The sequence below is a fragment of the Roseivivax jejudonensis genome (genome assembly GCF_900172265.1).
Lineage (GTDB): Bacteria > Pseudomonadota > Alphaproteobacteria > Rhodobacterales > Rhodobacteraceae > Roseivivax > Roseivivax jejudonensis.
Map to the genome: position 1 here is coordinate 244,897 of NZ_FWFK01000007.1, position 23,190 is coordinate 268,086.

The 23,190-nt window shown below is 69.9% G+C and carries 17 protein-coding genes; 11 read left to right on the plus strand and 6 right to left on the minus strand.

What is annotated here, in order from left to right; all coding sequences use genetic code 11:
- Window positions 1-66: 66 nt before the first annotated feature.
- From ROJ8625_RS17960 to ROJ8625_RS17970, 3 genes are all read right to left on the minus strand, one after another.
- Entirely contained in the window at window positions 67-5,373 is a 5,307-nt protein-coding gene (locus ROJ8625_RS17960; protein WP_085793294.1) for a translocation/assembly module TamB domain-containing protein, read from the minus strand.
- Window positions 5,370-7,181: an autotransporter assembly complex protein TamA gene (locus ROJ8625_RS17965; RefSeq protein WP_085793295.1), complete on the minus strand. Its 1,812-nt coding sequence runs from the start codon at window positions 7,179-7,181 to the stop codon at window positions 5,370-5,372. Before ROJ8625_RS17965 ends, ROJ8625_RS17960 begins: the two co-directional genes overlap by 4 nt.
- 143 nt (window positions 7,182-7,324) lie before the next feature.
- A complete protein-coding gene (locus tag ROJ8625_RS17970) occupies window positions 7,325-8,824 on the minus strand; it encodes a malonate--CoA ligase (protein ID WP_085793296.1) in 1,500 nt (499 codons plus the stop codon).
- A gap of 168 nt (window positions 8,825-8,992) precedes the next feature.
- Between ROJ8625_RS17970 and ROJ8625_RS17975 the strand changes: the two genes are divergently transcribed.
- The 4 genes from ROJ8625_RS17975 (at window position 8,993) to ROJ8625_RS17990 (ending at window position 13,048) form a co-directional block, all read left to right on the plus strand.
- On the plus strand, window positions 8,993-9,664 hold the full coding sequence (locus ROJ8625_RS17975; protein WP_159456799.1) for a TetR/AcrR family transcriptional regulator: 672 nt from the start codon (window positions 8,993-8,995) through the stop codon (window positions 9,662-9,664).
- A 161-nt stretch (window positions 9,665-9,825) separates the two neighbouring features.
- Window positions 9,826-10,284, plus strand: coding sequence for a (2Fe-2S)-binding protein (locus tag ROJ8625_RS17980; protein WP_085793298.1), 459 nt, complete (start codon window positions 9,826-9,828; stop codon window positions 10,282-10,284).
- Between the two features lie 3 nt (window positions 10,285-10,287).
- Window positions 10,288-12,444, plus strand: coding sequence for a xanthine dehydrogenase family protein molybdopterin-binding subunit (locus ROJ8625_RS17985; protein WP_085793299.1), 2,157 nt, complete (start codon window positions 10,288-10,290; stop codon window positions 12,442-12,444).
- Window positions 12,445-12,448: 4 nt separating this feature from the next.
- On the plus strand, window positions 12,449-13,048 hold the full coding sequence (locus ROJ8625_RS17990; RefSeq protein ID WP_085793300.1) for an Isoquinoline 1-oxidoreductase subunit: 600 nt from the start codon (window positions 12,449-12,451) through the stop codon (window positions 13,046-13,048).
- A gap of 408 nt (window positions 13,049-13,456) precedes the next feature.
- Here ROJ8625_RS17990 and ROJ8625_RS17995 read toward each other — a convergent pair whose 3' ends face one another.
- On the minus strand, window positions 13,457-15,145 hold the full coding sequence (locus tag ROJ8625_RS17995; RefSeq protein ID WP_085793301.1) for an acyl-CoA dehydrogenase family protein: 1,689 nt from the start codon (window positions 15,143-15,145) through the stop codon (window positions 13,457-13,459).
- A 147-nt stretch (window positions 15,146-15,292) separates the two neighbouring features.
- On the opposite strand from ROJ8625_RS17995, the gene ROJ8625_RS18000 reads away from it, so the two are divergent.
- Complete coding sequence (locus ROJ8625_RS18000; protein ID WP_085793302.1) at window positions 15,293-16,063, plus strand: sulfite exporter TauE/SafE family protein; 771 nt, start codon at window positions 15,293-15,295, stop codon at window positions 16,061-16,063.
- A 52-nt stretch (window positions 16,064-16,115) separates the two neighbouring features.
- Here ROJ8625_RS18000 and ROJ8625_RS18005 read toward each other — a convergent pair whose 3' ends face one another.
- Both ROJ8625_RS18005 and ROJ8625_RS18010 read right to left on the minus strand, forming a co-directional pair.
- A complete protein-coding gene (locus ROJ8625_RS18005; RefSeq protein ID WP_085793303.1) occupies window positions 16,116-16,652 on the minus strand; it encodes a DUF3859 domain-containing protein in 537 nt (178 codons plus the stop codon).
- Window positions 16,653-16,715: 63 nt separating this feature from the next.
- Window positions 16,716-18,314, minus strand: coding sequence for a phosphoenolpyruvate carboxykinase (locus ROJ8625_RS18010; protein ID WP_085793304.1), 1,599 nt, complete (start codon window positions 18,312-18,314; stop codon window positions 16,716-16,718).
- A gap of 335 nt (window positions 18,315-18,649) precedes the next feature.
- On the opposite strand from ROJ8625_RS18010, the gene ROJ8625_RS18015 reads away from it, so the two are divergent.
- From ROJ8625_RS18015 to ROJ8625_RS18040, 6 genes are read left to right on the plus strand one after another with little or no spacing between them, the layout of a single operon-like run.
- Complete coding sequence (locus ROJ8625_RS18015) at window positions 18,650-19,351, plus strand: response regulator transcription factor (protein WP_085793305.1); 702 nt, start codon at window positions 18,650-18,652, stop codon at window positions 19,349-19,351.
- A gap of 3 nt (window positions 19,352-19,354) precedes the next feature.
- A complete protein-coding gene (locus tag ROJ8625_RS18020) occupies window positions 19,355-21,085 on the plus strand; it encodes a sensor histidine kinase (RefSeq protein ID WP_143535172.1) in 1,731 nt (576 codons plus the stop codon).
- A 5-nt stretch (window positions 21,086-21,090) separates the two neighbouring features.
- Complete coding sequence (locus ROJ8625_RS18025; RefSeq protein WP_085793306.1) at window positions 21,091-21,525, plus strand: HPr kinase/phosphorylase; 435 nt, start codon at window positions 21,091-21,093, stop codon at window positions 21,523-21,525.
- A gap of 6 nt (window positions 21,526-21,531) precedes the next feature.
- Window positions 21,532-22,461, plus strand: coding sequence for an RNase adapter RapZ (rapZ, locus tag ROJ8625_RS18030; RefSeq protein ID WP_085793307.1), 930 nt, complete (start codon window positions 21,532-21,534; stop codon window positions 22,459-22,461).
- A complete protein-coding gene (locus ROJ8625_RS18035) occupies window positions 22,458-22,880 on the plus strand; it encodes a PTS sugar transporter subunit IIA (RefSeq protein ID WP_085793308.1) in 423 nt (140 codons plus the stop codon). The genes rapZ and ROJ8625_RS18035 overlap by 4 nt, the downstream gene beginning before the upstream one ends.
- Window positions 22,881-22,910: 30 nt before the next feature.
- Window positions 22,911-23,189, plus strand: a complete 279-nt coding sequence (locus tag ROJ8625_RS18040; RefSeq protein WP_085793309.1) for an HPr family phosphocarrier protein — start codon at window positions 22,911-22,913, stop codon at window positions 23,187-23,189.
- Window position 23,190: the final 1 nt, after the last annotated feature.

Here is a 23,190-nt window from a genome sequence, read left to right on the forward strand (position 1 = left end):
GGCAGGGCACCGTGCAGGACGCGGACCGGCCCCCTCGGTCCGTCCGCGCCGCTCCGGGTCAGCCCCTCAGTAATCGCGCTCGTAGTAGACGCCGACGCCGGTATTGCCCGTGCTGCCGACGGTGCCGCGCGCGGTGATGCTGTCGGTCACGGTGAGGTTGAGGTTGATCTCGGTCTCGCCGGAGCTGTTCACCGTCACGTCCGTGTACGCCCGTTCGTTGATGTAACGGCCGAGCCGCAGCTCGGTCTGCCCGTCCGCGCCGGTCGACACGTCGATGTCGTCGAGGCCGGTGGACTGGCGCAGCCGGTCGACCACGCTCGTGCCGCTGCGCCCGGCAAGCGTGTTCACGGCATTCGCGATCCGCAGCGCCTGAAGCCCCGAGATCTCGGATAGATCGCGCCCGAAGAGCAGAAGCGCCAGCACCTCCTCCTGCGGCCGCTCGGGCGTCGCCGAGAACGTCACCTCGGGCTCCGATACCGGCCCCTCGATGATGACCGAGATCGTGTTGCCGTCGCGCTGGGTGTCGGCCCGAACGCTGACGAACGGGTTGAGATCGCCCTGCAGCACGATCGCCGCCTCGCTGAGCGTGATCCGCTGGCCGAGGATGTCGAGACGCCCGCGGATCAGCTCGAACCGGCCCGACGGGACGGGGTTCTGGATCGTGCCGCCGACCTGCACTTCACCGCCGAGTTCGGCGTCGAGGCCGCGGCCCCGCACGAAGATCTGCGAGGGCGCGGACACCGTGATGTCGAGCCCGTAGTTCACGCCGCCGCCGCCGCCGGCCTCGTCGCCGGTAGTGTCGCCGCCGAGAAGGCCGGCGCGCCGCTGCGTCTCGCGCACCGCCGGCGGCGTGTTGACGTGTTCGAGGTTGAAGCTCAGCCTGCTCGCGCTGGCCCCGCCCGACGGGACCCGGATCTCGGTCCGGCCGAGGTCGATCTGGCCGGCGAGCGTGGCGGTCGAGGCGAGCGGACCGCTCAGACTCAGCTGGCCATTGACCAGTGTCTCGTAGAGCCCGGGATCGGTCACGACCAGCTCGTTCAGCGCGATGCCCAGATCGCCGTTGAACGGCGCCGAGAGCGTGACCGGACCGCTGACCGAGATCGTTCCCCCGGTCGACAAGCCGCCGGTGAGGTCGATGTTGGCGGTGCCGCCGTTCAGCCCGACCTGCACGTCGATTCCCTCGAGCACGAGGCCCTGACCCGCCAGAACGAATTCCGCGCCCGACGCGGTGACGTTCCCCGACACCGAGTTCAGCGCGAGCGGACCGTTCACCGCCAACGAGAAGTTGGCGGTGCCCTCGAGGATGTTCGGTTCGAGGAACGGGTTGGCGAGACCGAGGGGCAGGGCGCCGTTCGCATTGAGGTTCGCGCTGCCGAAATCCTGCGCGATCGTGCCGCTCACGTCGGCATCCGCGCCGCCGGGCCCGGTCAGCGCCGCGTCGATGGTGTATCCGCTGCCGCGGAGAGTCGCCGTGCCCTGCGCCGTCGCGGGCCCCGCGAGGTCGGGCACGAACAGCCCCACGTCACGCAGCCGCACGTCATAGGTCAGCTGCCCGCCGTTGCCGCCGTAGGTGCCATCCACCTGCGCGTCGATCTCCGCGGCGTCGACCTGCAGCCGGTCGATCCGGATCGTGCCGGTGTCGTCGCCCGAGGCCGTCGCGCCAAAGGTGGTGGTGCCGCTCAGAAGCTGGTCCACCGCGTCGATGCCGGTATCGAGGTTCGAGGCCGAGCCGTCCACGTCCGCCTCGAACGCGCCGGTGGCGAGCGTGTAGGCGCCCGTGCCCTCGATCGACACCGATCCACCGAGGGACCGCCCGGCCAGCGCGCCGTAGGGCCCGAGCGTGTCGACGGACACCGTGCCGCCGCCCTCGATCCGCTCCAGCGCGTTCTCGACGACGCGGGCGGTCGCGTCGATATCGGCCTGCGCGCCGCCGGGTCCGGTCGCGTCCGCGGTGACGTCCCAGCTTTCGGGGCCGGTCTGGACCGCGCGGCCGTCGACCGTCGCGCCGCCGGACAACCCGTCAACGATGTCGGACAGGTCCTGCAGCGATGCGGTGAAGGTCACTTCGCTGTTCTCGTCGCGATAGACCCCCTCGGCCGCGACGTCGGCGCGCGGTGCGTCCACGTTCAGGCTTCGCAGGGTGATGCCGGCATCGTCGCGCTCGGCGTCGATGTCGTAGGTGACGGTGCCGGCCAGCAGCGTGTCGGCCTGCGCAATGCCGGTCACCACGTCCTGCGACTGTCCCGAGACATCGGCGCTGAAGAACTGCGTGCCGAGATCGTAGGAGCCGCTTCCCTCGAACCGCGCCGACCCGGCCAGCTCGCGCCCCGCGAGGTCGGAGTAGGGGGCGAGGCTGTCGATCCCGAGCGTGCCGCCGGCCTCGACCGCCCGGACGTTCAACCCGTCGAGCGTGGCGGTGCCGTCGAGATCGGCGTTCGCCCCGCCCGGTCCCGCGCCGGTGATGTCGAAGCTGAGCGTGTCGCCGTCCTGCACCGCGCTGCCGCTCAGACGCGCTTCGCCGTCCATTCCCTCGACCACCGCGGCGAGGTCCGACAGCGTCGCGTCGAACTCCGCCCGCGATCCGGTCTCGGCGTAGACGCCGTCGCCCGAAACGGACAGCCGCGGCGACTGCACGTCGAGCGAGTCGACGGTGATCCCGTCGGCATCGCGCCGCGCGTCGATGTCGAGCGTCGTCGTGCCCTCGAGGATCGCGTCCACCTCGGGGATGCCGGTGACGATGTCGACGGACTCGCCTTCGACGTCGGCGGTGAAGAACCCGGTCTCGAGCGCGTAGGAGCCCGACCCGGTCAGGTCGAGCGCGCCGCCCAGCTCGCGATCGGCGAGCCCGGAATAGGGGGAAAGATCCTCGGCCGCGATCGCGCCCTCGGCCGCGATCTCGCGCAGCGCCGTTCCGACCGCCTGCGCGGTGCCCGACACGTCGAGGTCCACGCCGCCCGGCGCGTCGCCGGTCACGTCATAGGTCCAGGTCTCGCCGTCCTGCGACGCGGTGCCCGACAGCGTGGCCTCGCCCGACAGGGTCGGGACGACGGCGGCCAGGTCGCTCAGCGTCACATCGAAGCGCGCGTTGCTGCCGTCGTCGGCATAGAGACCCTGCGCCGAGATGTCGGCGCGCGGACTGTCCAGCTCCAGCGTGCGCACGGCGATGCCGCCCTCGTCGCGCCCGGCGTCGAGCGTGAAGGTCGCGGACCCATCGAGAAGCGCGTCGAGCTCCGCGATGCCGACGGCAAGGTCGTTCGACTGGCCGTTCACGTCGGCCTCGACCGCCTCGGTCTCGAGGTCGTAGCTGCCGGTGCCGTTCAGCTGGACCGAGCCGCCAAGCTCGCGCCCGGCGATCTGCGAAAAGGTCGACAGCGTGTCGATGCGCACCTCGCCGTCGCCGGCGACGGCGCTGAGGACGTTCTCGACCACGGTCGCGGTGACGGCGGCGTCGATCCGCGCCCCGCCGGGGCCGTTGCCGTCGACGTCGAGCGTGTAGTCCTCGCCGTCCTGCACGACCGTGCCGGCCAGTGCCACCGGGCCCGACAGCTCGGGCCGCACGTCCGAGATGTCGGCAATCTCGAGATCGAAGCGCGCGTCGGTGTCGGAATCCGCCACGCGCCCCTCGGCCGTGAGCGTGAGGGCGTCGGACCGCACGTCGAGCCCGCGCAGGATGATGCCGGCCTCGTTCCGCGCGGCATCCAGAGCGAGGTCGAGTTGCCCGGCGATCAGGCCGTCGGCCTCGGGGATGCCGGTCTCGATCCCGCTCGCCGTGCCGTTCACCGCCATGTCGAAGGCGCCGGTCACGGGCTCGTAGGTGCCCGCCGCCTGCACGTCGACACCGCCGGCGAGGTCGCGGCCGGCCAGCCCGGAAAAGCGCGAGATGTCGTCTGCCGCGACGCGCAGGTCGGGCGCCACGACGAGGTTGAGGTCGTCGGCGATCCCGCTGATTTCGACGCTGCCGGTGGCGGTCACGCCTGCGCCGGTCAGGTCGATATCGCTGATCTGCAGCGGCGCATCCTCGGTCCAGTCGAAGCTCAGGATCCCCGACAGCGTGTCGCCCACCGCCTGCGCGAGGTCCGGGTCGTCGAAGGACAGGCCGTCTCCCGAAAAGTCGAGCGTGCCGGACGCCCCGCCCTCGGTCGCGCCGCCGCCGCGCGTCAGCGTGCCTTCGCCGTCGAGCGTGAAGCTCTCGGCCGACAGGTCCGGACGCTCCAGGTTCTCGACCGAGATGTCCGCCTGCCAGCCGTCGCCGGTCTCGGAATCGTAGGCCACGTCGATGACCGCGCGGTCGAGCAGCGTTTCCTGTCCCGGGATGGGCAGCGCCACGCGCCCGCCATCGGCGCCTGCCATCTCGCCCTGCAGGGCAAAGCGCACCGGCCACTGGTCGTCGGACAGCTCGAGGGAGCCCGACAGGTTGATCGCGTCGGATGCAAGGTCGAGCCGGTCGACCTCCAGCGCGCCGCTCTGGAACCGGCGGCCCACGACTTCGAGCGACAGGTTCGGGCCGAAGAACTCGCGGTTCTCGGGCGTCAGCAGCGGTCGGATGTCGCCGTCGATCGCCACGTCGAAGCCGCGCGCGCCCTCTTCGGTCTCGAGGATCTCGACCTGTCCGGCCAGCCGGTCCTCGCCGTCGGTGGCGAGCGCGAGATCGGCGGTGAAGTCGGTCAGCGGGCCCTCGCCCGCGACGGTCAGGTTCAACGGCGGCTCGCCGGGGATGCCGGCCAGCGACGCGACGATGCCGCCCGGTCCCTCGTCGACCACGAGGTTCAGCGCCAGCTCCTCGGTCTCGTTCGAGTAGCCGGCCTCCAGCGTCACCTCGCCCTGCGCGCCGTCGGTGCGGTTCACGTCGAGCGTGACGTCCGCCTCGCCGCCGGCGAGGCTGGCCGAGCCCTGAAGCGAGAATTCCACCGGCTGGCCGATCACCGTCTCGCCGAGCGCGACCCGGTCGGCCGAGATCTCGCCGATCTGGACCGAGACCGGCAGCTCGGGCAGCGAGAACGGCTCCGTGCCCGCCTCGGGCACCTCGACCGGCGCGTCGGACGACCGGCCGGGCAGGCGATTCAGCACGATCTCGTCGGCGGTCAGCGCGTTTACCGACACCCGCCCGCGCAGCAGCGCGGTCCGGTTCCAGTCAAGCACGACGCTGTTGAGGCTCAGCCACACGCCGTCGTCGTCGGCGATCGTCAGGCTCTCGAGCTGCGCCTCGGATGACAGCGCGCCGCGAAAGCCCGTGATGTCGATCTGCATGCCCTCGGCCGAGAGGTTGTCCTCGATCAGCCGTTCCAGCCGGCCGCGCTCGTCGTCCTGAGAGGAGACCGAGGCCGGAATCGCCAGCCCCGCGCCGATGAAGAGAAGGGGGAGGATGCGTTTCAAAATGCCTGTCCGATACCGATGTAGAACTGCACGCCGTCGCCGGTGTCGCCGCCGGTGGGGCCGGCCACGTCAAAGCGGATGGGACCGATCCCCGTCTGGTAGCGCAGCCCGACACCCGCGCCGGCGTGAAACTCGCTGTCGCCGTCGATGAAGCTGTCGCGATCGATGAAGCCCGCGTCGTAGAAGGCCACGAGGCCGAGAGCGTCGGTGATGTCGCGCCGGTACTCGAGCGATGCCGCGAGGAACCCGCGCCCGCCGGTCTCGTCGCCGTCGCCCAGATCCACGTTCAGCGACTGGTAGGGCTGGCCGCGCACGGTGCCGCCGCCGCCCGAGTAGAACAGGTAGTCGGGCGCCGTTTCCTCGAGCTCCGAACCGACGATGGATCCCAGCTGGACCCGCGCCGCCAGAACGTTCGGGTCGCCATCGCCGAAACCGAGGTAGTAGCGCGCGTCGGCGAAGATGCGCGCGCCGGACTGGGTGTCGTTCAGGCCCACATACGGCGTGGCGTCGACGTCGACGTAGTAGCCCTGCCGCGGATTCAGCTCGTCCGACCTCCGGTCGAAGGTCAGCCCGGTCGGGAAGGTCAGCAGGAAGAATTCGCGCTCGCCGAGGTCGTCGATCACGTCCGAGTACCGCAGGCCGATGCCGAGATCGACCTCGAGGTCGTCGGTCAGCTCGCGCGTCGCGCCGAACGCGATCTCGGCGCGTGTCGACTCGTAGGTGGGCTCGTCCTCGAAGGCGAGCGAGCCCTGCACGTAGCCGTCGGTCCGCGGCCCGTAGATCGCCGGAATGTCGAGTCGCGAGGACAGGCTGTAATCCATGCCGCTCTCGGACGAGCCGATATTCGACACCGATCCGTCCACGCGGAAGCGTTCGGCCCCGCCGAAGAGGTTGCGATGCAGCCAGAACGCGGTGAGCGCCGCGCCCTCCTGCGTCGAGATCTCGGCGCCGAAGCCGATCCGGCGCGGCAACTGGTCGGACACCGCCAGCGACATGTCGAGCGTGTCACCGGGGCCGAGCGCCTCGTCCTCGGTCAGCGTGACCGACGAGAACGCGCCGGTATCGCGCAGCCGCTTCAGCACCGCATCCACCTCGGACGGCGCGAATTCCTGGCCGCGCGGAAAGCCGGCGATGCGCCGGATGGCGCTTTCGCGGACGTAGCTCGGCGTGGTGACGACCATGTCCCCGAACGTGACGTTGGGCCCGGGCGCGATGCCGATCTCCGAAGACAGCCGCGCATCGGGATGGTTGGCGATCACGCGCTCCGACGACACCTGCGCCTTGGCGTTGCCGTCCTCGCGCCACGCGGTGATGGCGACGTCCACGGCATCCTCGATCACCGTGCTTTCGGCGATCTCGCCCACGGCGTATTGCTCGGGGATCGGCGTGCGCGACGACGGCAGCGGCGCGATGTCGGCGCGCGAGAACCGGAACTGCGGGCCGGTCTGCACCTCGACGCGGATCTGGCTGATGTTCGACGGCAGATCGAGCAGGGGGATGCCGCTGGCCTCGCGACCGTCGATCAGGATGCTGATGACACCGGAATAGTAGCCCCGCGAATACAGCCCCTCGAGAAGCTGCGTGTAATCGGCCAGTGACGTCGCCACGAGATCTTGCGGATCGGTGCGCCCGTCGTTCTCGGCCTCGGAGATCAGGGAGATGTCGCGCAGGTAGTCGCGCATCTCCGTGCGCTGATCCTCCGACGGCGCCCGCACGTTGTAGGACACATCGTCGAGCGCGACCGCCGGGCCGCCGCTCAGGATGAATGCCGTTCCGGCTGCGGCAAGGCCGCTGAGTGTCGACTTCACGTGTTCCGCCCTCGTCCAGAAATACGGGCTTCTGTTCGGCCCGGTGCCTGATGCACACTAGCGGCGGCCCGAAGGCCGGGCCACCCTGGCGACGATCACGTTCTTACCATGCGGCATCGGGGCGACAGCCGCGACACGACCGCTCAGCCGAAGCGCTCGCGCAGGGCGGTTTTCTGCACCTTTCCCATCGTGTTGCGCGGTAGCGCGTCGACGATTTCGTAGCGCGAGGGATGCTTGTAGCGCGCCAGCTCGGCCGCCACGGCCGACCGCAGCGCGTCGAGGTCTGGCGCCGCCCCGTCCTCGGCCACCAGAACGGCAAGCGGAGTTTCGCCGAAATCCGCGTCCGGCACGCCGATCACCGCGCTCTCGAGGATCCCCGGATGCCCGTCGAGCACATCCTCCACTTCCCTGGGATAGACGTTGTAGCCCCCCGAGATGATGAGATCCTTCTCGCGCCCCACGATCGTCACGTAGCCGTCCGCGCCGATCTGCGCGAGGTCGCCGGTGATGAAGAACCCGTCTGGCCGCAGCTCCTCGGCGGTCTTCTCCGGCATCTGCCAGTAGCCGGTGAACACGTTCGGCCCGCGCACCTCCAGCACCCCGATCTCGCCGTCCGGAACCGGCTCGCCGGTCTCGGCATCGCGCACGCGCACCTCGACCCCCGGCAGCGGCAGCCCGACGGTGCCCGCGCGCCGCTCTCCGTCATACGGATTCGACGTGTTCATGTTGGTCTCGGTCATGCCGTAGCGCTCGAGGATGCGGTGCCCGGTCCGGTCCTCGAACCGGCGGTGCGTCTCCGCCAGCAGCGGCGCGGAGCCCGAGATGAACACGCGCATGTGCCGCGTGGCGTCCCCGGTGAACCCCGGATCGTCGAGAAGGCGGGTGTAGAATGTCGGAACGCCCATCATCGCCGTCGCCTCGGGCAACCGCTCCAGCACCTCCGCGCGGTCGAAGCCGGGCAGGAAGATCATCGCGCCGCCCGCCATCAGCGTGACGTTGCAGGCCACGAACAACCCGTGACTGTGAAAGATCGGCAGCGCGTGCAGCAGCACGTCGTCCGCGGTAAAGCGCCAGGTCGACACCAGCGCCTCGGCGTTCGACAGAAGGTTGCGCTGCGTCAGCATCGCACCTTTCGACCGGCCCGTGGTGCCCGAGGTGTAGAGGAACGCGGCAAGGTCGTCTTCGCCACGGTCGACCGTGGCAAAGCGTTCGGGCGCCATCATCGCCCGCGCCGTGAGGCTGCCGAACCCGTCGGGCGCCAGCGTCTCGACCCGCGCGCCGGTCTTGTGCGCGACGGGCGTCAGGTCCGCCTCGCGCGCCGGATCGCACACCAGCAGCTTCGCCCCCGAGTTCTCGATGAAATACGCCATTTCGGTCGTGGTGTAGGCGGTGTTGAGCGGCAGGAAGACGAACCCCGCCTGCACGCAGGCGGCGTAGATCATCAGCGCCTCGGGCGACTTGGCGACCTGGATCGCCACGCGGTCGCCGGGGGCCAGCCCGCGGCCCGAGAAAAAGGCCGCGAACTGGGCGCTCCGCGCGAGGAACTCGCGATAGCTCAGCGCCCCGCCGCCGGACAGCTTCAGGAACGCGGACTCGTTGTCGGCATGGCGCCCGAACAGCGTGTCGTAAAGCGGATTGGCCATGGTGCCTCCCGTGCGTCGTCGCCTTTGCGCGAACGGTTGTTCCATGCACCCGGCGTTCCGGCAAGTCCGCGCCGCGGCGGGAACATCCTTCCGGCCGAGTCGATTTTCCTGTCATATGCGGCGGCGGGCGCGCGGCGCCCGGTCCGCCGCGAACCGATCCGAGGCCCGATGACCGCTTCTCCGCCCGAACTCAAATGGATGCGCGAGGTCCAGCAGACGCGCAGCCGCCGGACGCAGGGGGCGCTCCTGGACGCGGGCGAGCGGCTTTTCGCCGAACGCGGCCTCGACGAGACCGCCGTCACCGACGTCGCCGCACAGGCCGGCGTGTCGGTGGGCGCGCTCTACCACCACTTCCGCGACAAGTCGGCGCTCTACATCGCGGTGATCGAGCGTATCGGCGAGGAGATGGCGGACACCAACGCCGCCGCGCTCGACCCACGCCGCTGGGAGGGGCAGGGCATCGCCGCGATCCTGCGCGGCTACCTCACCTTCGTGCTGACCGAACTCGCGGGCATGCCGATGATCCGGCTTCTCGATTCGCCCGATCTCGCGCGGCTGCCCCGGCTGCGCGACCGGATCCTGGCGCAGAAGGCCGAGTTCAACCGCGGCCTGAGCGCCCTTCTGCGGGCGCGGGCGGACGAGATCCGCCACCCCGATCCCGACCGCGCCATCGCCTATGTGGTGGATTACATGACGGCGATGAGCAAATGGCGCGACACCGGCGTCATCTGGCCCAAGGAAACCGCGGGTCTGTCCGATGCCGACTACATCGAGGAGGCGCTGGCCGCCGCGTTCTGCTATCTTGGTCTGACGGAGAGCGGCGCGTCACGGCCCGCCTGACCGACAGGCGCGCCACGACCCCCGGCTTGACGCGCCCGGACCTCCGCCTATAATCCGAACCATTATTCGGGTTTTGAATCGTGACGGGATCCATGACTGCGGATCCGCTTTCCCCGCCAGCCCGCCGGGCAATGCCCGGCCGCCACCGAAGGGATGCACCCATGGCCAACTTCACCGTCAACGGCGAGGATGTCGCGCTCGATGTGCCCGACGACACGCCGCTTCTCTGGGCGCTGCGCGACGACCTGCGCCTGACCGGAACCAAGTTCGGCTGCGGCATCGCCCAGTGCGGCGCCTGCACCGTGATGGTCGACGGCATGCCGCGCCGCTCCTGCGTCACGCCGGTCGGCACGCTCGAGGGCGCCAGCGTCGAGACGATCGAGGGGCTCGAGGGTCCCGAGGCCGAGGCGGTGCAATCCGCGTGGGTGCAGATCGACGTGCCGCAATGCGGCTGGTGCCAGTCCGGCCAGGTCATGAGCGCCGTCGGTCTTCTGCGTCTCAACCGCGCGCCGTCCGACGACGACATCGACAATGCGATGGCGGGCAACGTCTGCCGCTGCGCCACCTATGTCCGCATCCGGCAGGCGATCCACGACGCCGCCGCCACGCTGGAGGGCTGAGCCATGACCGCCCAGACCCGCCGCCAGTTCCTCGCCTCCGCCGCCGGCCTCGTCATCGGCGTCGCGCTGCCGCTCCGCGCCCGCGCGCAATCGGGCGCCGCCGCCGCGATCGGCGACGGCACGATCGCCGAAGGCGGCTTCGCGCCCAACGCCTTCGTCCGCGTCGCGCCCGACAACACCGTGACGGTGATCTCCAAGCACATCGAGTTCGGGCAGGGGCCCTATACCGGTCTCGCCACCCTCGTGGCCGAGGAGATGGATGCCGACTGGTCGCAGATGCGCGTCGAGAGCGCCCCGGCCGACAACGATCTCTACGCCAACCTCGCCTTCGGCATCCAGGGCACCGGCGGCTCGACCGCGATGGCCAATTCGTGGATGCAGATGCGCCAGGCCGGCGCGGCCGCCCGCGCGATGCTCGTCGCCGCGGCCGCCGAACGCTGGGGCGTCGACGCCTCCGCCATCCGCGTCTCCGGCGGCACCCTCACCGACGGCACCCGCACCGCGAGCTTCGGCGAGTTGGCCGAGGCCGCGGCCGGCCAGTCCGTGCCGGTGGAGCCGGCGGTGAAGAACCGCGACGAGTTCACCCTGATCGGCACCGACCGCCCCAAGCTCGACAGCCGCGCCAAGTCGGACGGCACCGCGCAATTCACCATGGACGTCTACCGCGACGGCATGGAGACGGTCGTCGTCCGCCGCCCCGGCGTGATCGGCGCGACGGTCGCGTCCTACGACGACACCGCGGCGCGCGCCGTTCCCGGCGTCGTCGCGGTGCACCGGATCCCGCAGGGCGTCGCCGTCTACGCCACCTCCACCGCCGCCGCGCTCAAGGGCCGCGCGGCGCTCGAGGTCACCTGGGACACCTCCGAGGCCGAAACCCGCTCCTCCGACGAGATCTTCGCGGCGTTCCGCGAGATGGCCGAGGGCGAGGCGATCGAGGCCGAGCGCACCGGCGACGCCGCCGCCGCCATCGCCGGCGCCGACACCGTGCACGAGGCCGAGTTCCTGTTCCCCTTCCTCGCCCATGCGCCGCTCGAACCGCTCGACGCGGTGCTGGAGCTGCGCGACGGCAAGGCCGAGGTCTGGATGGGTGCGCAGTTCCCGACCGCCGATGCCGGCGCGGTCACGCAGGTGCTGGGGCTCGATCCCGCCGACGTGACCATGAACGTCATGCTGGCCGGCGGCAGCTTCGGCCGGCGCGCGCAACCGACCGCGCATATCGGCGTCGAGATCGCGTCCATCGCGAAGGCCCGCGGCGGCGACGGCGCATGGAAGCTCGTCTGGACGCGCGAGGACGACCTGACCGGCGCCTATTACAGGCCGATCACGCTGCACCGCCTGCGCGCCGGGCTCGATTCCGAGGGCAACATCGTCGGCTGGGAAAACCGCGTCGTGAACCAGTCCATCATCGCCGGCACCCCCTTCGACCAGGGCGGGCTCGACCGCACCTCGGTCGAGGGCGCGATCGAGATGCCCTACGCACTGCCCGCCATCGCCGTCGACTGGGTCAAGGCCGACCTGCCGGTTCCGCCGCTCTGGTGGCGCTCGGTCGGGCACACGCACACCGCCTACGCCACCGAGGTGTTCCTCGACGAACTCCTCGAACGCGCCGGCCGCGATCCGGTGCAGGGCCGGCTCGATCTGCTGCGCCCCGAAGCCACCCGCGATCGCGCCGTGCTCGAACGCGTGGCCGAGATGGCCGGCTGGACCGGCGCGCGCCGCCGCGGCGACCGCGCGCTCGGCGTCGCGCTGCACGAGAGCTTCCAGACCTATGCCGCGCAGATCGCGGAGGTCTCGGACGCGGGCGGCATGCCCCGCGTGCACCGCGTCTGGTGCGCGGTCGATTGCGGCACCGCCATCAACCCCAATGTCATCCGGGCCCAGATCGAGGGCGGGATCGGCTACGGTCTCGGCGCGATCCTTCACAACGCGCTCGATCTCGGGCCCGGCGGCGAGGTGCGGCAGCGCAACTTCGACACCTACCGCATGCTGCGCATCACCGAGATGCCGGCGGTCGAGGTTGCCATCGTCGACAGCGACGCCGACCCCACCGGCATCGGCGAGCCCGGCACGCCGCCGATCGGACCGGCGGTCGCCAACGCCTGGCGCGTGCTGACCGGCACCAGTCCGCGCCGCCTTCCCTTCGCCCAGACAGGTGTATGACCCGATGCTGCAACGACTGACCCTGATCCTCGCGCTGGTCGCGGCGCCGGCGGTCTCCGAGACGGTGAACGGCTTGCGCACGGCCGACGAGTTCGACGGCATCACGCCCGAGGCCGACCGCTCGGTCGCGCTGTTCGAGGAAGTGCTGAAGGTGGTGGAGCATCCGCGCTGCCTCAACTGCCATCCGGTGGGCGACACCCCGCTGCAGGGCGACGCGATGGACCCGCACCAGCCGCCGGTGGTGCGCGGCGCCGCCGATTTCGGCGCCGACGGCATGTATTGCACCACCTGCCACGGCACCGCGAACGTCGCCTACGTGACCGGCGAGGGCTCGATCCCCGGGCACGAGCCCTGGCAGCTCGCACCGCTCTCGATGGGCTGGGTCGGGCTGTCGGGCGCCGAGATCTGCGCCCAGCTCAAGGATCCCGAGCGCAACGGCAATCGTGACCTCGCCGCGCTGCACGAGCACATGGCCGAGGACGGCCTCGTCGGCTGGGGCTGGCACCCGGGCGCCGGCCGCACGCCCGCGCCGGGCACGCAGGAGGTCTTCGGCACTCTCGTCGCCGCCTGGATCGACACCGGCGCCGCCTGTCCCGCCGGCTGACGCCGCCCCGCGCCCGCCCGCACGGGCGGCGCGCGCCCTCACACCGCCACCTCGACACATGCCCCGGCCGGGACGGCCCCACGCGCCGCCGGTCCCGTCGTCGTCTTGGCCGAAATACGCCGCGTAGCGCGAGAGGCAGCGCCTCTCGCACCGTCCCCGACGCACCTGCGCCCGCGCCGCGACGGCCCGCCCGACGTCCCGCGACCGGCGGCGCGCCGCCTTCCCGTCGTCCCGGCGCGACTCCGAAGACCGCGATGGCCCCGTCGCTCGCACGCCACGCACGACAGGCCGGCGCATCGCGCCGCCCGTCGCCGGCGGCGCCCGTTCCCGTCTTCTTCTTGGTCGAAATACTCCGGAGAGCGCGAGAGGCAGAGCCTCTCGCACCGATCCCGCCGGGTCCGGCCGGGATCAGGCCATGAGCCGGCGCGCGATCACCTGGGCCTGGATCTCGGCCGCGCCCTCGAAGATGTTGAGGATGCGTGCGTCGCACAGGATTCGGCTGATCGCGTATTCGAGCGCGAAGCCGTTGCCGCCGTGGATCTGCAGCGCGTTGTCGGCCGCCGACCATGCCACGCGCGCCGCGAGGAGCTTGGCCATGCCCGCCTCGAGGTCGCAGCGATGGCCGCGATCCTTCTCAAGTGCCGAGAAGTAGGTGAGCTGGCGCGCGACGGTGATCTCCACCGCCATCAGCGCGAGCTTGTTGGCGACGCGCGGAAAGTCGATCAGCGCGCGGCCGAACTGCTTGCGGTCCTGCGCGTAGCGCATGCCCTGGTCGAGCGCCGACTGCGCGACGCCGACCGCGCGCGCGGCGGTCTGGATGCGCGCGCTCTCGAAGGTCTCCATGAGCTGCTTGAAGCCCTTGCCCTCCTCGCCGCCGAGAAGGTTGTCACCCGACACCCGGAAGTCGTCGAAGTTGAGCGTGTATTCCTTCATGCCGCGATAGCCGAGCACCTCGATCTCGCCGCCCGAGATCCCGGGATCCTGCCAGGGCGCGGCGTCGGTGCCGGGCGTCTTCTCGGCCAGGAACATCGACAGGCCCTTGTAGTCGTCGGTGCCCTCGACGGTCCGCGCGAGCACCGTCATCACGTGGGTGCGCGCGGCGTGGGTGATCCACGTCTTGTTGCCGTTGAGGATCCAGTCGCCGGCCTCGTCCTTGCGCGCCTTGGTGCGCAGGCTGCCGAGGTCCGAGCCGGTATTGGGCTCGGTGAAGACCGCCGTGGGCAGCGTCTCGCCGCTGGCGAGGCGGGGCAGCCACTTTTCCTTCTGCGCGTCGGTCCCGCCGGCGAGGATCAGCTCCGCGGCGATCTCGCTGCGCGTCCCGAGCGAGCCGACGCCGATATAGCCGCGGCTCAGCTCCTCGGACACCACGCACATCGACGCCTTCGAAAGCCCGAGCCCGCCGAATTCCTCGGGGATGGTCAGGCCGAACACGCCCATCTCGGACAGCTCGCCGATCACCTCCATCGGGATCAGCTCGTCCTTCAGGTGCCACTCGTGCGCATGGGGCTCCACCTTCTCGACGGCGTAGCGGCGGAACTGCTCGCGGATCATCTCCAGTTCGTCGTCGAGCCCGGTGCGGCCCACGGTGAGCTCCGCCGCGCGCTCCTGCATCAGTGCCACGAGGCGCAGCCGCGCGGGCTGGGTGTTGCCGCCCCGCATCAGCGTCGCCACCGCCTCGGTGCCGAGCACGCCGGTGTCCTCCATCGTCAGCCCGAGGTCGGGCAGGCGGACGATCTCGCCCTGGTTCATCTGGATGCCGCCGTGCAGCTGCCAGAGGTATTCGCCGAACGCGATCTGGTGGATCAGCTGCTCGACCTCCGAGAACTGCTCCTCGGCCACCAGCTTCTCGGCCCAGGCCTGCATCTGGCGCAGCGACTCGACGTAGGTGGCGAGCCAGGCGAGCCCGTGGGCCGCGGTCTGGTGCGTTTCGACCAGCTGGCCGGAGACGCGGCCGTCTTCCTCGACCAGGGCGCGCACGCGGGTCTTGGCGCGGTCGAGCAGGGTCTCCACGGGGCCGAGCGCCGCGCCGGTCAGCGCGAGAAGGTCGGGCAGCAGCACGCCGCCGGAAATCGTCAGGTCCTGACCGTCATGTGCCATGTCGAAATCCTTTGTCCGATGTCCCGAGCGGGATAGGGCTTTCGCAGGTGCAGCGCAACAAAAATACCGGCGACGCAGTGTTTCGCTCACTTCGTTTCGCCGTCGATTTATGCGGTGGTCGGCGCGGCGCCTTGCTAAGGAGCGATCATGGATGCTCTTTTCGCGCTCGTCAGCCCCGCCGCTCTTCTCCTGTGTCTTTCGGTCGCGCTCGTCGCCGGCGTGGTCAAGGGCATGGTCGGGTTCGCCATGCCGATGATCATGATCTCGGGCATGGGCTCGGTCGTGTCGCCGGATCTCGCGCTGGCGGGTCTCATCCTGCCGACGCTGGTGTCGAACGGGATGCAGGCGCTGCGGCAGGGCCCGCGCGCGGCATGGGCGTCGGTCACCCGGTTCCGGGTCTTCCTCCTTGTGGGCGGGGCTATGCTGCTGATCTCGGCGCAGCTGGTGGCGCGGATGCCGGCGGCGCTGCTCTACGCGCTGATCGGCGTGCCGATCACGGCGTTCGCGGCGGCGCAGCTTCTGGGATGGCGCGGCGCGCTGCCCGGCGGCGGCGGCACGCGGGTCGAGATGGGCGTCGCCGCCTTCGCGGGGTTCATCGGCGGGCTGTCGGGGGTCTGGGGGCCGCCGACCGTGGCCTACCTCACCATGATCGGCACCGAGAAGACCGAGCAGATCCGCGTTCAGGGCGTGATCTACGGCCTCGGCGCGGTGCTCCTGACGCTCGCGCATGTCGGCTCGGGCATCCTGAACGAGCGCAGCGTGTGGCTGTCGCTCGCGCTGGTGCCGGCGGCGGTTCTCGGCATGTGGCTCGGCGGGCGCGTGGCCGACCGCATCGACCAGGCCGCGTTCCGCCGCGCGACGCTCGCGGTGCTGCTGGTGGCCGGGCTCAACCTGATCCGGCGCGCGTTCCTCGCCTGACGCGGGCGCGGCGAACGGCGCGGCACCGGGTCCGGCACGGGGTCCGGCGCGGTCAGGAGATCGGCATCCCGCCGCAGGCCGACGCGATCTCGGGCGCCGCCTCGGGCGGCACCACCTCGAACAGCGCGGAATAGAGGACCTCGCCGTTCTGCGTCGCGGTGAACGACCACGTGCCGACCGCCAGCTCTTCCTCGGTGTCGAAGGTGTAGGCGTTGATCGACTCCGACGCCCCGCCGAGCATCGTCACGTAGGTCTGCGCGGTGGCGCCCGACTGGGCAAAGCGCGGATGCGTGAGCGTGAGCACCACGCTGCCGTAGACCGTGCCGTCCGTCGCCTCGGTCTTCACCCCGAAGCTCAGGCCGGGCACCGCCGGCACCACGTGCGTCAGCCACTGGAACTCGGGAATCCGCTCGAACAGCTCGATATGCCCGGCGACGGTGCCGGGCGCCTCGGTCTGGCCGGTGGTGGGCACCTCGCAGAACACGCCCTGAACCGCCTCGATCCGGTCGGCGTCGTAATCGAGCGGGTCTGCGGGCTGGGCCGCGGCGGCGACGGGCGCGAGAAGGGCGAGGCAGGCAATGCGAAGCATGACGCGATCCTGACGCCGTGCCGCGCCGTCCGCAAGGCGGGCGGCGCGGGGCAGGGCGTGGCGTCAGCCGATCGCCGCCGCCTTCACGTCGTCGTCGATATACGGGACGTATTGCGCGAAGTTGTCGGCGAACATCGCCACCAGCTTCTCGGCCTGCGCGTCGTAGGCGGCCTTGTCGTCCCATGTGCGGCGCGGATCGAGCAGGAGCTCGGCCACGCCCTCGACCTTGACCGGGACCTCGAAGCCGAAATTGGGATCCTTGCGGAACGCCGCGTTGGCGAGGGAGCCGTCCAGCGCCGCGGTCAGCAGGGCGCGCGTCGCCCGGATCGGCATCCGGCTGCCCTGGCCGTAGGCGCCGCCGGTCCAGCCGGTGTTGACCAGCCAGCAGGTCGCGCCGTGCTTGGCGATCTTGTCGCGCAGCAGGTTGCCGTAGACCTCGGGCCGGCGCGGCATGAACGGCGCGCCGAAGCAGGTGGAGAAGGTCGGCTGCGGTTCGGTCACGCCCCGCTCGGTGCCGGCGACCTTCGCGGTGAAGCCCGACAGGAAGTGGTACATCGCCTGCGCCGGCGTCAGCCGCGCGATCGGCGGCAGCACCCCGAACGCGTCGCAGGTCAGCATGATGATATTCTTCGGATGCCCGCCGAGCGCGGTGCGCGACGCGTTCGAGATGTACTCGAGCGGATAGGCGCAGCGCATGTTCGCGGTCAGGCTGTCATCGTCGAAATCGAGCTCGAAGGTGTCCTCGTCGAAGACCATGTTCTCGATCACGGTGCCGAACTTCGTGGTCGTGTCGTAGATCTCCGGCTCCGCCTCGCGGCTGAGGTTGATCGTCTTGGCGTAGCAGCCGCCCTCGAAATTGAACGTGCCGCGGTCGGACCAGCCGTGCTCGTCGTCGCCGATGAGCACGCGGCCGGGATCGGCCGACAGCGTCGTCTTGCCGGTGCCCGACAGGCCGAAGAAGATCGCCGTGTCCACCGGGTTGCCGACCGCGTGGTTGGCCGAGCAGTGCATCGGCATCACGCCCTTTTCCGGCAGCAGGTAGTTCAGCAGCGTGAAGACCGACTTCTTGTTCTCGCCGGCATATTCCGTGTTGCCGATCAGGATGAGCTTGCGGTCGAAGTTGAGCGCGATCACCGTGTCCGACTTGCAGTCGTGCTTGGCGGGATCGGCCTTGAAGCTCGGGCAGTTGATGATGGTGAAATCGGCGGTGAACGCGTCGAGATCCTCGCGGTCCGGCCGGCGCAGCATGTGGCGGATGAACAGGCCGTGCCACGCCAGTTCGGTGACCACGCGCACGTTGATCGCGTGCGCCGGATCCGCCCCGCCGACCAGGTCCTCGACGAAGTAGTCGCGCCCCTTCATGTGCTCGAGCATGTCGGCATAGAGCGCGTCGAACCCCTCGGGCGACATCGGCGCATTGTTGTCCCACCAGATGTTGTCCTCGACCGACGGGGTGCGCACGACGTGTTTGTCCTGCGGCGACCGGCCGGTGAACTTGCCGGTGGTCACGAGGAACGCGCCGCCCCGGCCGAGCCGGCCCTCGCCGCGCTTCAGTGCCGCCTCGATCAGCGCCGGCTCCACGAGGTTGTAGGCGACATCGCCGAGCCCTTCGATCCCCTGATCTTCGAGCCGGAAATTCGGGTTCACCCGTCCAGTAGTCATCGCTCTCAAGCTCCTCGTCGCCGTGCCCGGCGGTTGGTATCGTGCCAGTCTCCCCGCGCGCCGGCGAGGCATTGTTGCGTCTAGCATGAGGGTTTTGGGCATGAACAGTCCGCCGGGCGACGGTTAGCGCAACCAAGCGCGGTTTAGCGCAACCAGCCCGAGCGGCCGATCGGCCGGAAGACGGCCGAACTGCGGCAATTAAGCCATTAGTGAGACATTTTCGCGTGGAATGAACACGGTGCACGGCCGTGATTCGCAGTTTGGATTTGCTGTAAAGGGCGAAACCGCTCATAGTGACGGAAAACAGAGCATAACGAGCAGCACGAGGAACTCCGATGTCCAAGATCGCCCTTGTGGACGATGACAGGAACATCCTGACATCCGTTTCCATGACGCTCGAGGCCGAGGGCTTCGAGGTCGAAACCTACAATGACGGCCAGCAGGCGCTCGACGCCTTCAACAAGAAGATGCCGGACATGGCGGTCTTCGACATCAAGATGCCCCGCATGGACGGGATGGACCTGCTGCAGCGGGTCCGCCAGAAATCCAAGATGCCGGTGATCTTCCTCACCTCGAAGGATGACGAGATCGACGAGGTGCTCGGCCTGCGCATGGGCGCGGACGACTACGTGAAAAAGCCGTTTTCGCAGCGCCTGCTGGTCGAGCGCATCCGCGCGCTGCTGCGCCGGCAGGAGGCCGTGTCGACCGGCGCCGTCGGCGACACCGAGGAAACCAAGCTCATGGTGCGCGGCTCGCTCACCATGGATCCGCTGCGCCACTCGGTGACATGGCGCGGCCAGGACGTGTCCCTGACCGTGACCGAGTTCCTGCTGCTCCAGGCCCTCGCGCAGCGCCCCGGCTTCGTGAAGTCGCGCGACCAGCTGATGGACGTGGCCTACGACGATCAGGTCTATGTCGACGACCGCACCATCGACAGCCACATCAAGCGGCTGCGCAAGAAGATGCGCTCGGTTGACGAGGAGTTCTCGGCGATCGAGACGCTCTACGGCATCGGGTACCGCTACAACGAAGAATAAACCATGGCCCTGGCCGAGCGGATCGACATGCGTGACGAGCCGCCGCCCGAAAAGCGCGACGATGACGTCGTGCTGGGCGACGACTGGGTCGCGCCGGACAGCACGGTCGAACGGGAGTTGAGGGAGAGCCGCGCGCGTCGCGGCCTCTTTTCGCTCAACCGGTCGCCGCTGACGCGCAAGATCATCACCTTCAACCTCATCGCGCTCAACGTGATGGTGGCGGGGATCCTGTTCCTCGACGCCTCGCGCGATGCGCTCGCGATCCAGCGCGCGAACGCCGCGCAGGCCGAGATCGAGCTCGTGGCCGACGTGTTCGAGGCGCAGATCCCGCGTACCGCGCCGGTCAACCTCGCCACCGGCGACGGGATCGACGTGGCCGACACGCTCGACGGGGTGGACCTGCGCTCGGGCACGCGGCTGCTGGTGTTCGACGCGCGCAACGTGCTCGTGGGCGAGGCCGAGGGCGCGATGGACCCCGCCGCCGGGCGCACCGCGGCCGAGGTCGCCGACCGGCCCACCGTCATCTCCGACATCCTCAACACGGTCTGGCAGACCGTCGCGGGCCTGTTCGGCCTCGCCGACGGCGCCGAGGGCATGCTGGTCGAGGACCGCCTGCGCCAGCTGATCGAAGAGGGTGACCCGCGCGAGACGCGCGTGGTGCAGTCCGTGTCGCCCGAGGGCGGCACGCTCTTTACTGCGCTCTCGCCGATCCTTCAGGACGGCAATCTCGTGGGCGTGCTGGGGGCCGTCAGTCCCGCGTCCGAGATCGACGCCGCCGTCCGGCTGGAGCGCGAGCGCGTGCTGCAGATGTTCATGATCGCGACGCTCGTGTCGATCGGGCTCAGCCTCGTGCTCGCCTCGACCATCGCGCACCCGATCTCCGACCTCGCCGAGGCGGCCGAGATCGGACGCGACCGCAACCGCACCAAGGGACAGACCGGGCGCATCCGCATCCCCGACCTGACCGCCCGCCCCGACGAGATCGGGCGCCTGTCCGGGGCACTTCGCGGGATGGTCGGCGCGCTCTACGACCGGATCGACGGCAACGAACAATTCGCCGCGGACGTCGCGCACGAGATCAAGAACCCGCTGGCCAGCCTGCGCTCCGCGGTCGGCTCGCTGCGCATGGTCAAGAAGGAAGAGCATCGCGGCAAGCTGCTCGACGTCATCGAACACGACGTGCGCCGGCTCGACCGGCTGGTCTCCGACATCTCGAACGCCTCGCGGCTCGACAGCGAACTGGTCAAGGAGGAAGAGCAGGAGTTCAACCTTCTCGCGATGATCGACAACATCGCGCAGTTCCTCGGCGAGGATGCGAAGTCCAAGGGCATCGAGTTCATCACCGACCTGCCGCCGCGGCCGATCCAGATCAACGGGCTGGAGGCGCGGCTCGCGCAGGTCTTCGTGAACCTCATCACCAACGCCATCTCGTTCTGCGAGGACGGCGACGCCATCCGCATCTGGGCCCGGCGCCGCGACAACCGCGTGCTCGTCGTGGTCGAGGACACCGGCCCGGGCATTCCCGACCAGGCGCTCGGCAAGATCTTCAAGAGGTTCTACTCGCAGCGCCCCGAAACCGATTTCGGCAACAACTCGGGCCTCGGGCTGGCGATCTCCAAGCAGATCGTCGAGGCCCATGGCGGCGTGATCTGGGCCGAGAACATCCGACCGACCGAGGCCGACGTGACGTCCGAGCCGCTGGGCGCGCGCTTCGTCGTCGGCCTGCCGCTCTGAGGCCGGTGCCACAGGACGACGCCAGCGACACGATCGTTCATGCCACCGCCGTCGCGATCGACGGCCGCGCCGCGCTGATCCGCGGCGCGTCCGGCAGCGGCAAGTCCGCGCTCGCGCTCGAGACGATGGCGCTCGGCGCCGGTCTCGTCGCCGATGACCGCGTGATTCTGCGCCGCGCCGGAACCGGCATCGAGTGCGACGCTCCGCCCGCGATCCGCGGCCTGATCGAGGCGCGCGGGGTGGGGCTTTTGCGCGTCACCGCCTGCGCCCCCGCGCGGCTCTGTGTCGTGGTGGACCTAGACCGCGAGGAAAGCGCGCGCCTGCCGCCCCTCCGCCACGTTACGCTCTTGTCATGTGACGTGGCGCTCCTTCACAAATCCGAGCAGACCCATTTCGCGGCGGCGCTCGTTCAATATCTGAAGGGCGGTCGGAAGGAGTGAGGTAACATGACCAGTCCTGCACAGCGCGTGGTTCTCGTGACCGGCCCGTCCGGTGCCGGGCGGGCCACGGCGATCAACGCGCTGGAAGATCTGGGCTACGAGGCCATCGACAACATGCCGCTGAGCCTGATCCCGCGCCTGCTGGACGGGCCTGCGCCCGACCGGCCGCTTGCGCTCGGGCTAGACGTGCGCAACCGCGACTTCTCGGTCGGCGGGCTGCTCGATCTGCACCGGCGGCTGAGCGGCGACGCCATGCTCGCGCTCGAACTGCTCTACCTCGACTGCACGCTCGACGTGCTGGTGCGCCGCTACTCCGAGACGCGGCGCCGCCACCCGCTCACGCCCGATGCCGCGCCGGCCGAGGGGATCGCGCGCGAACGCGCGCTGCTCGAACCGGTGCGCGCCGTGTCCGACGTGCTCGTCGACACGACCGCGTTCAGCCCGCACGACCTGCGGGCGGTGCTGCGCGGCCAGTTCGCGCTCGATTCCGGGCGCGAGCTCGCGGTCACGGTCGGGTCCTTCTCGTACAAGCGCGGCGTGCCGCAGGGCGCCGACACGGTGTTCGACTGTCGGTTCCTGTCGAACCCGCACTGGAACCCGGACCTGCGCCCGCTCACCGGGCTCGACGCCCCGGTCGCGGCGCATGTCACCGACGACGCGCGCTACCCGGTGTTCGAGAGCAAGGTCGTGGATCTCATGACCTTTCTGCTGCCGGCCTACCGCGAGGAGGGCAAGGCGCATTTCGAGGTCGCGTTCGGCTGCACCGGGGGGCGCCACCGGTCGGTGGCGGCGGCAGAGCGCACGGCGCGCGCCCTTGCAGAGGCCGGCTGGCAGGTGTCTATACGTCACAGGGAACTCGATCTGCGCGGCAGCGCCGTGCCGCCGGAGCCGCCGGTGACGGATCGGGCGGAACAGACAGGAGACTTCGGCACGTGATCGGCATCGTCATCGTGGCACATGGCGGACTCGCGCGGGAATACCTCTCCGCGGTCGAGCACGTCGTCGGCGTGCAGCCGGGAATCCGTGCCATCTCAATCGAGGTCGATCACAATCGCGCGGCCAAGCAGACCGAGATCTGCGCGGCCGCCGACGCGGTCGATCAGGGCGACGGCGTGGTGATCGTGGTCGACATGTTCGGCGGCTCGCCGTCGAACCTGTCGCTGCGCGCCTGCCAGCCCGACAACCGGCGCATTCTCTACGGCGCCAATCTCCCGATGCTGATCAAGCTGGCGAAAAGTCGCCAGAAATCGGTGGCGGACGCGGTGCGCGGTGCGCTCGAGGCCGGCCGGAAATACATTGACAGCCAGAACATCAAGCCGGATTACGGCGCGGATGCGTCGTCCCGGACGGCGTGATCCGCGCCATCCGATCCGTGCCGGAGCCAAATGACCACCACCATCCGCCGACACCTGTCCATCGTGAACGAAAAGGGCCTGCATGCGCGGGCCTCCGCCCGGCTCGTGGAGGTGGTGGAGGGCTTCGACGCCGAGGCCGAAGTGTCCCGCGACGGCATGAGCGCGTCCGGTGACAGCATCATGGGCCTGCTGATGCTCGCCGCCGCCAAGGGCTCGACCATCGAGGTCGAGGTCCGGGGCGCCGACGCGGAGGCGCTGGCCGACGCGATCGAACAACTCGTCGCCAACCGCTTCGGTGAATCATGCTGAG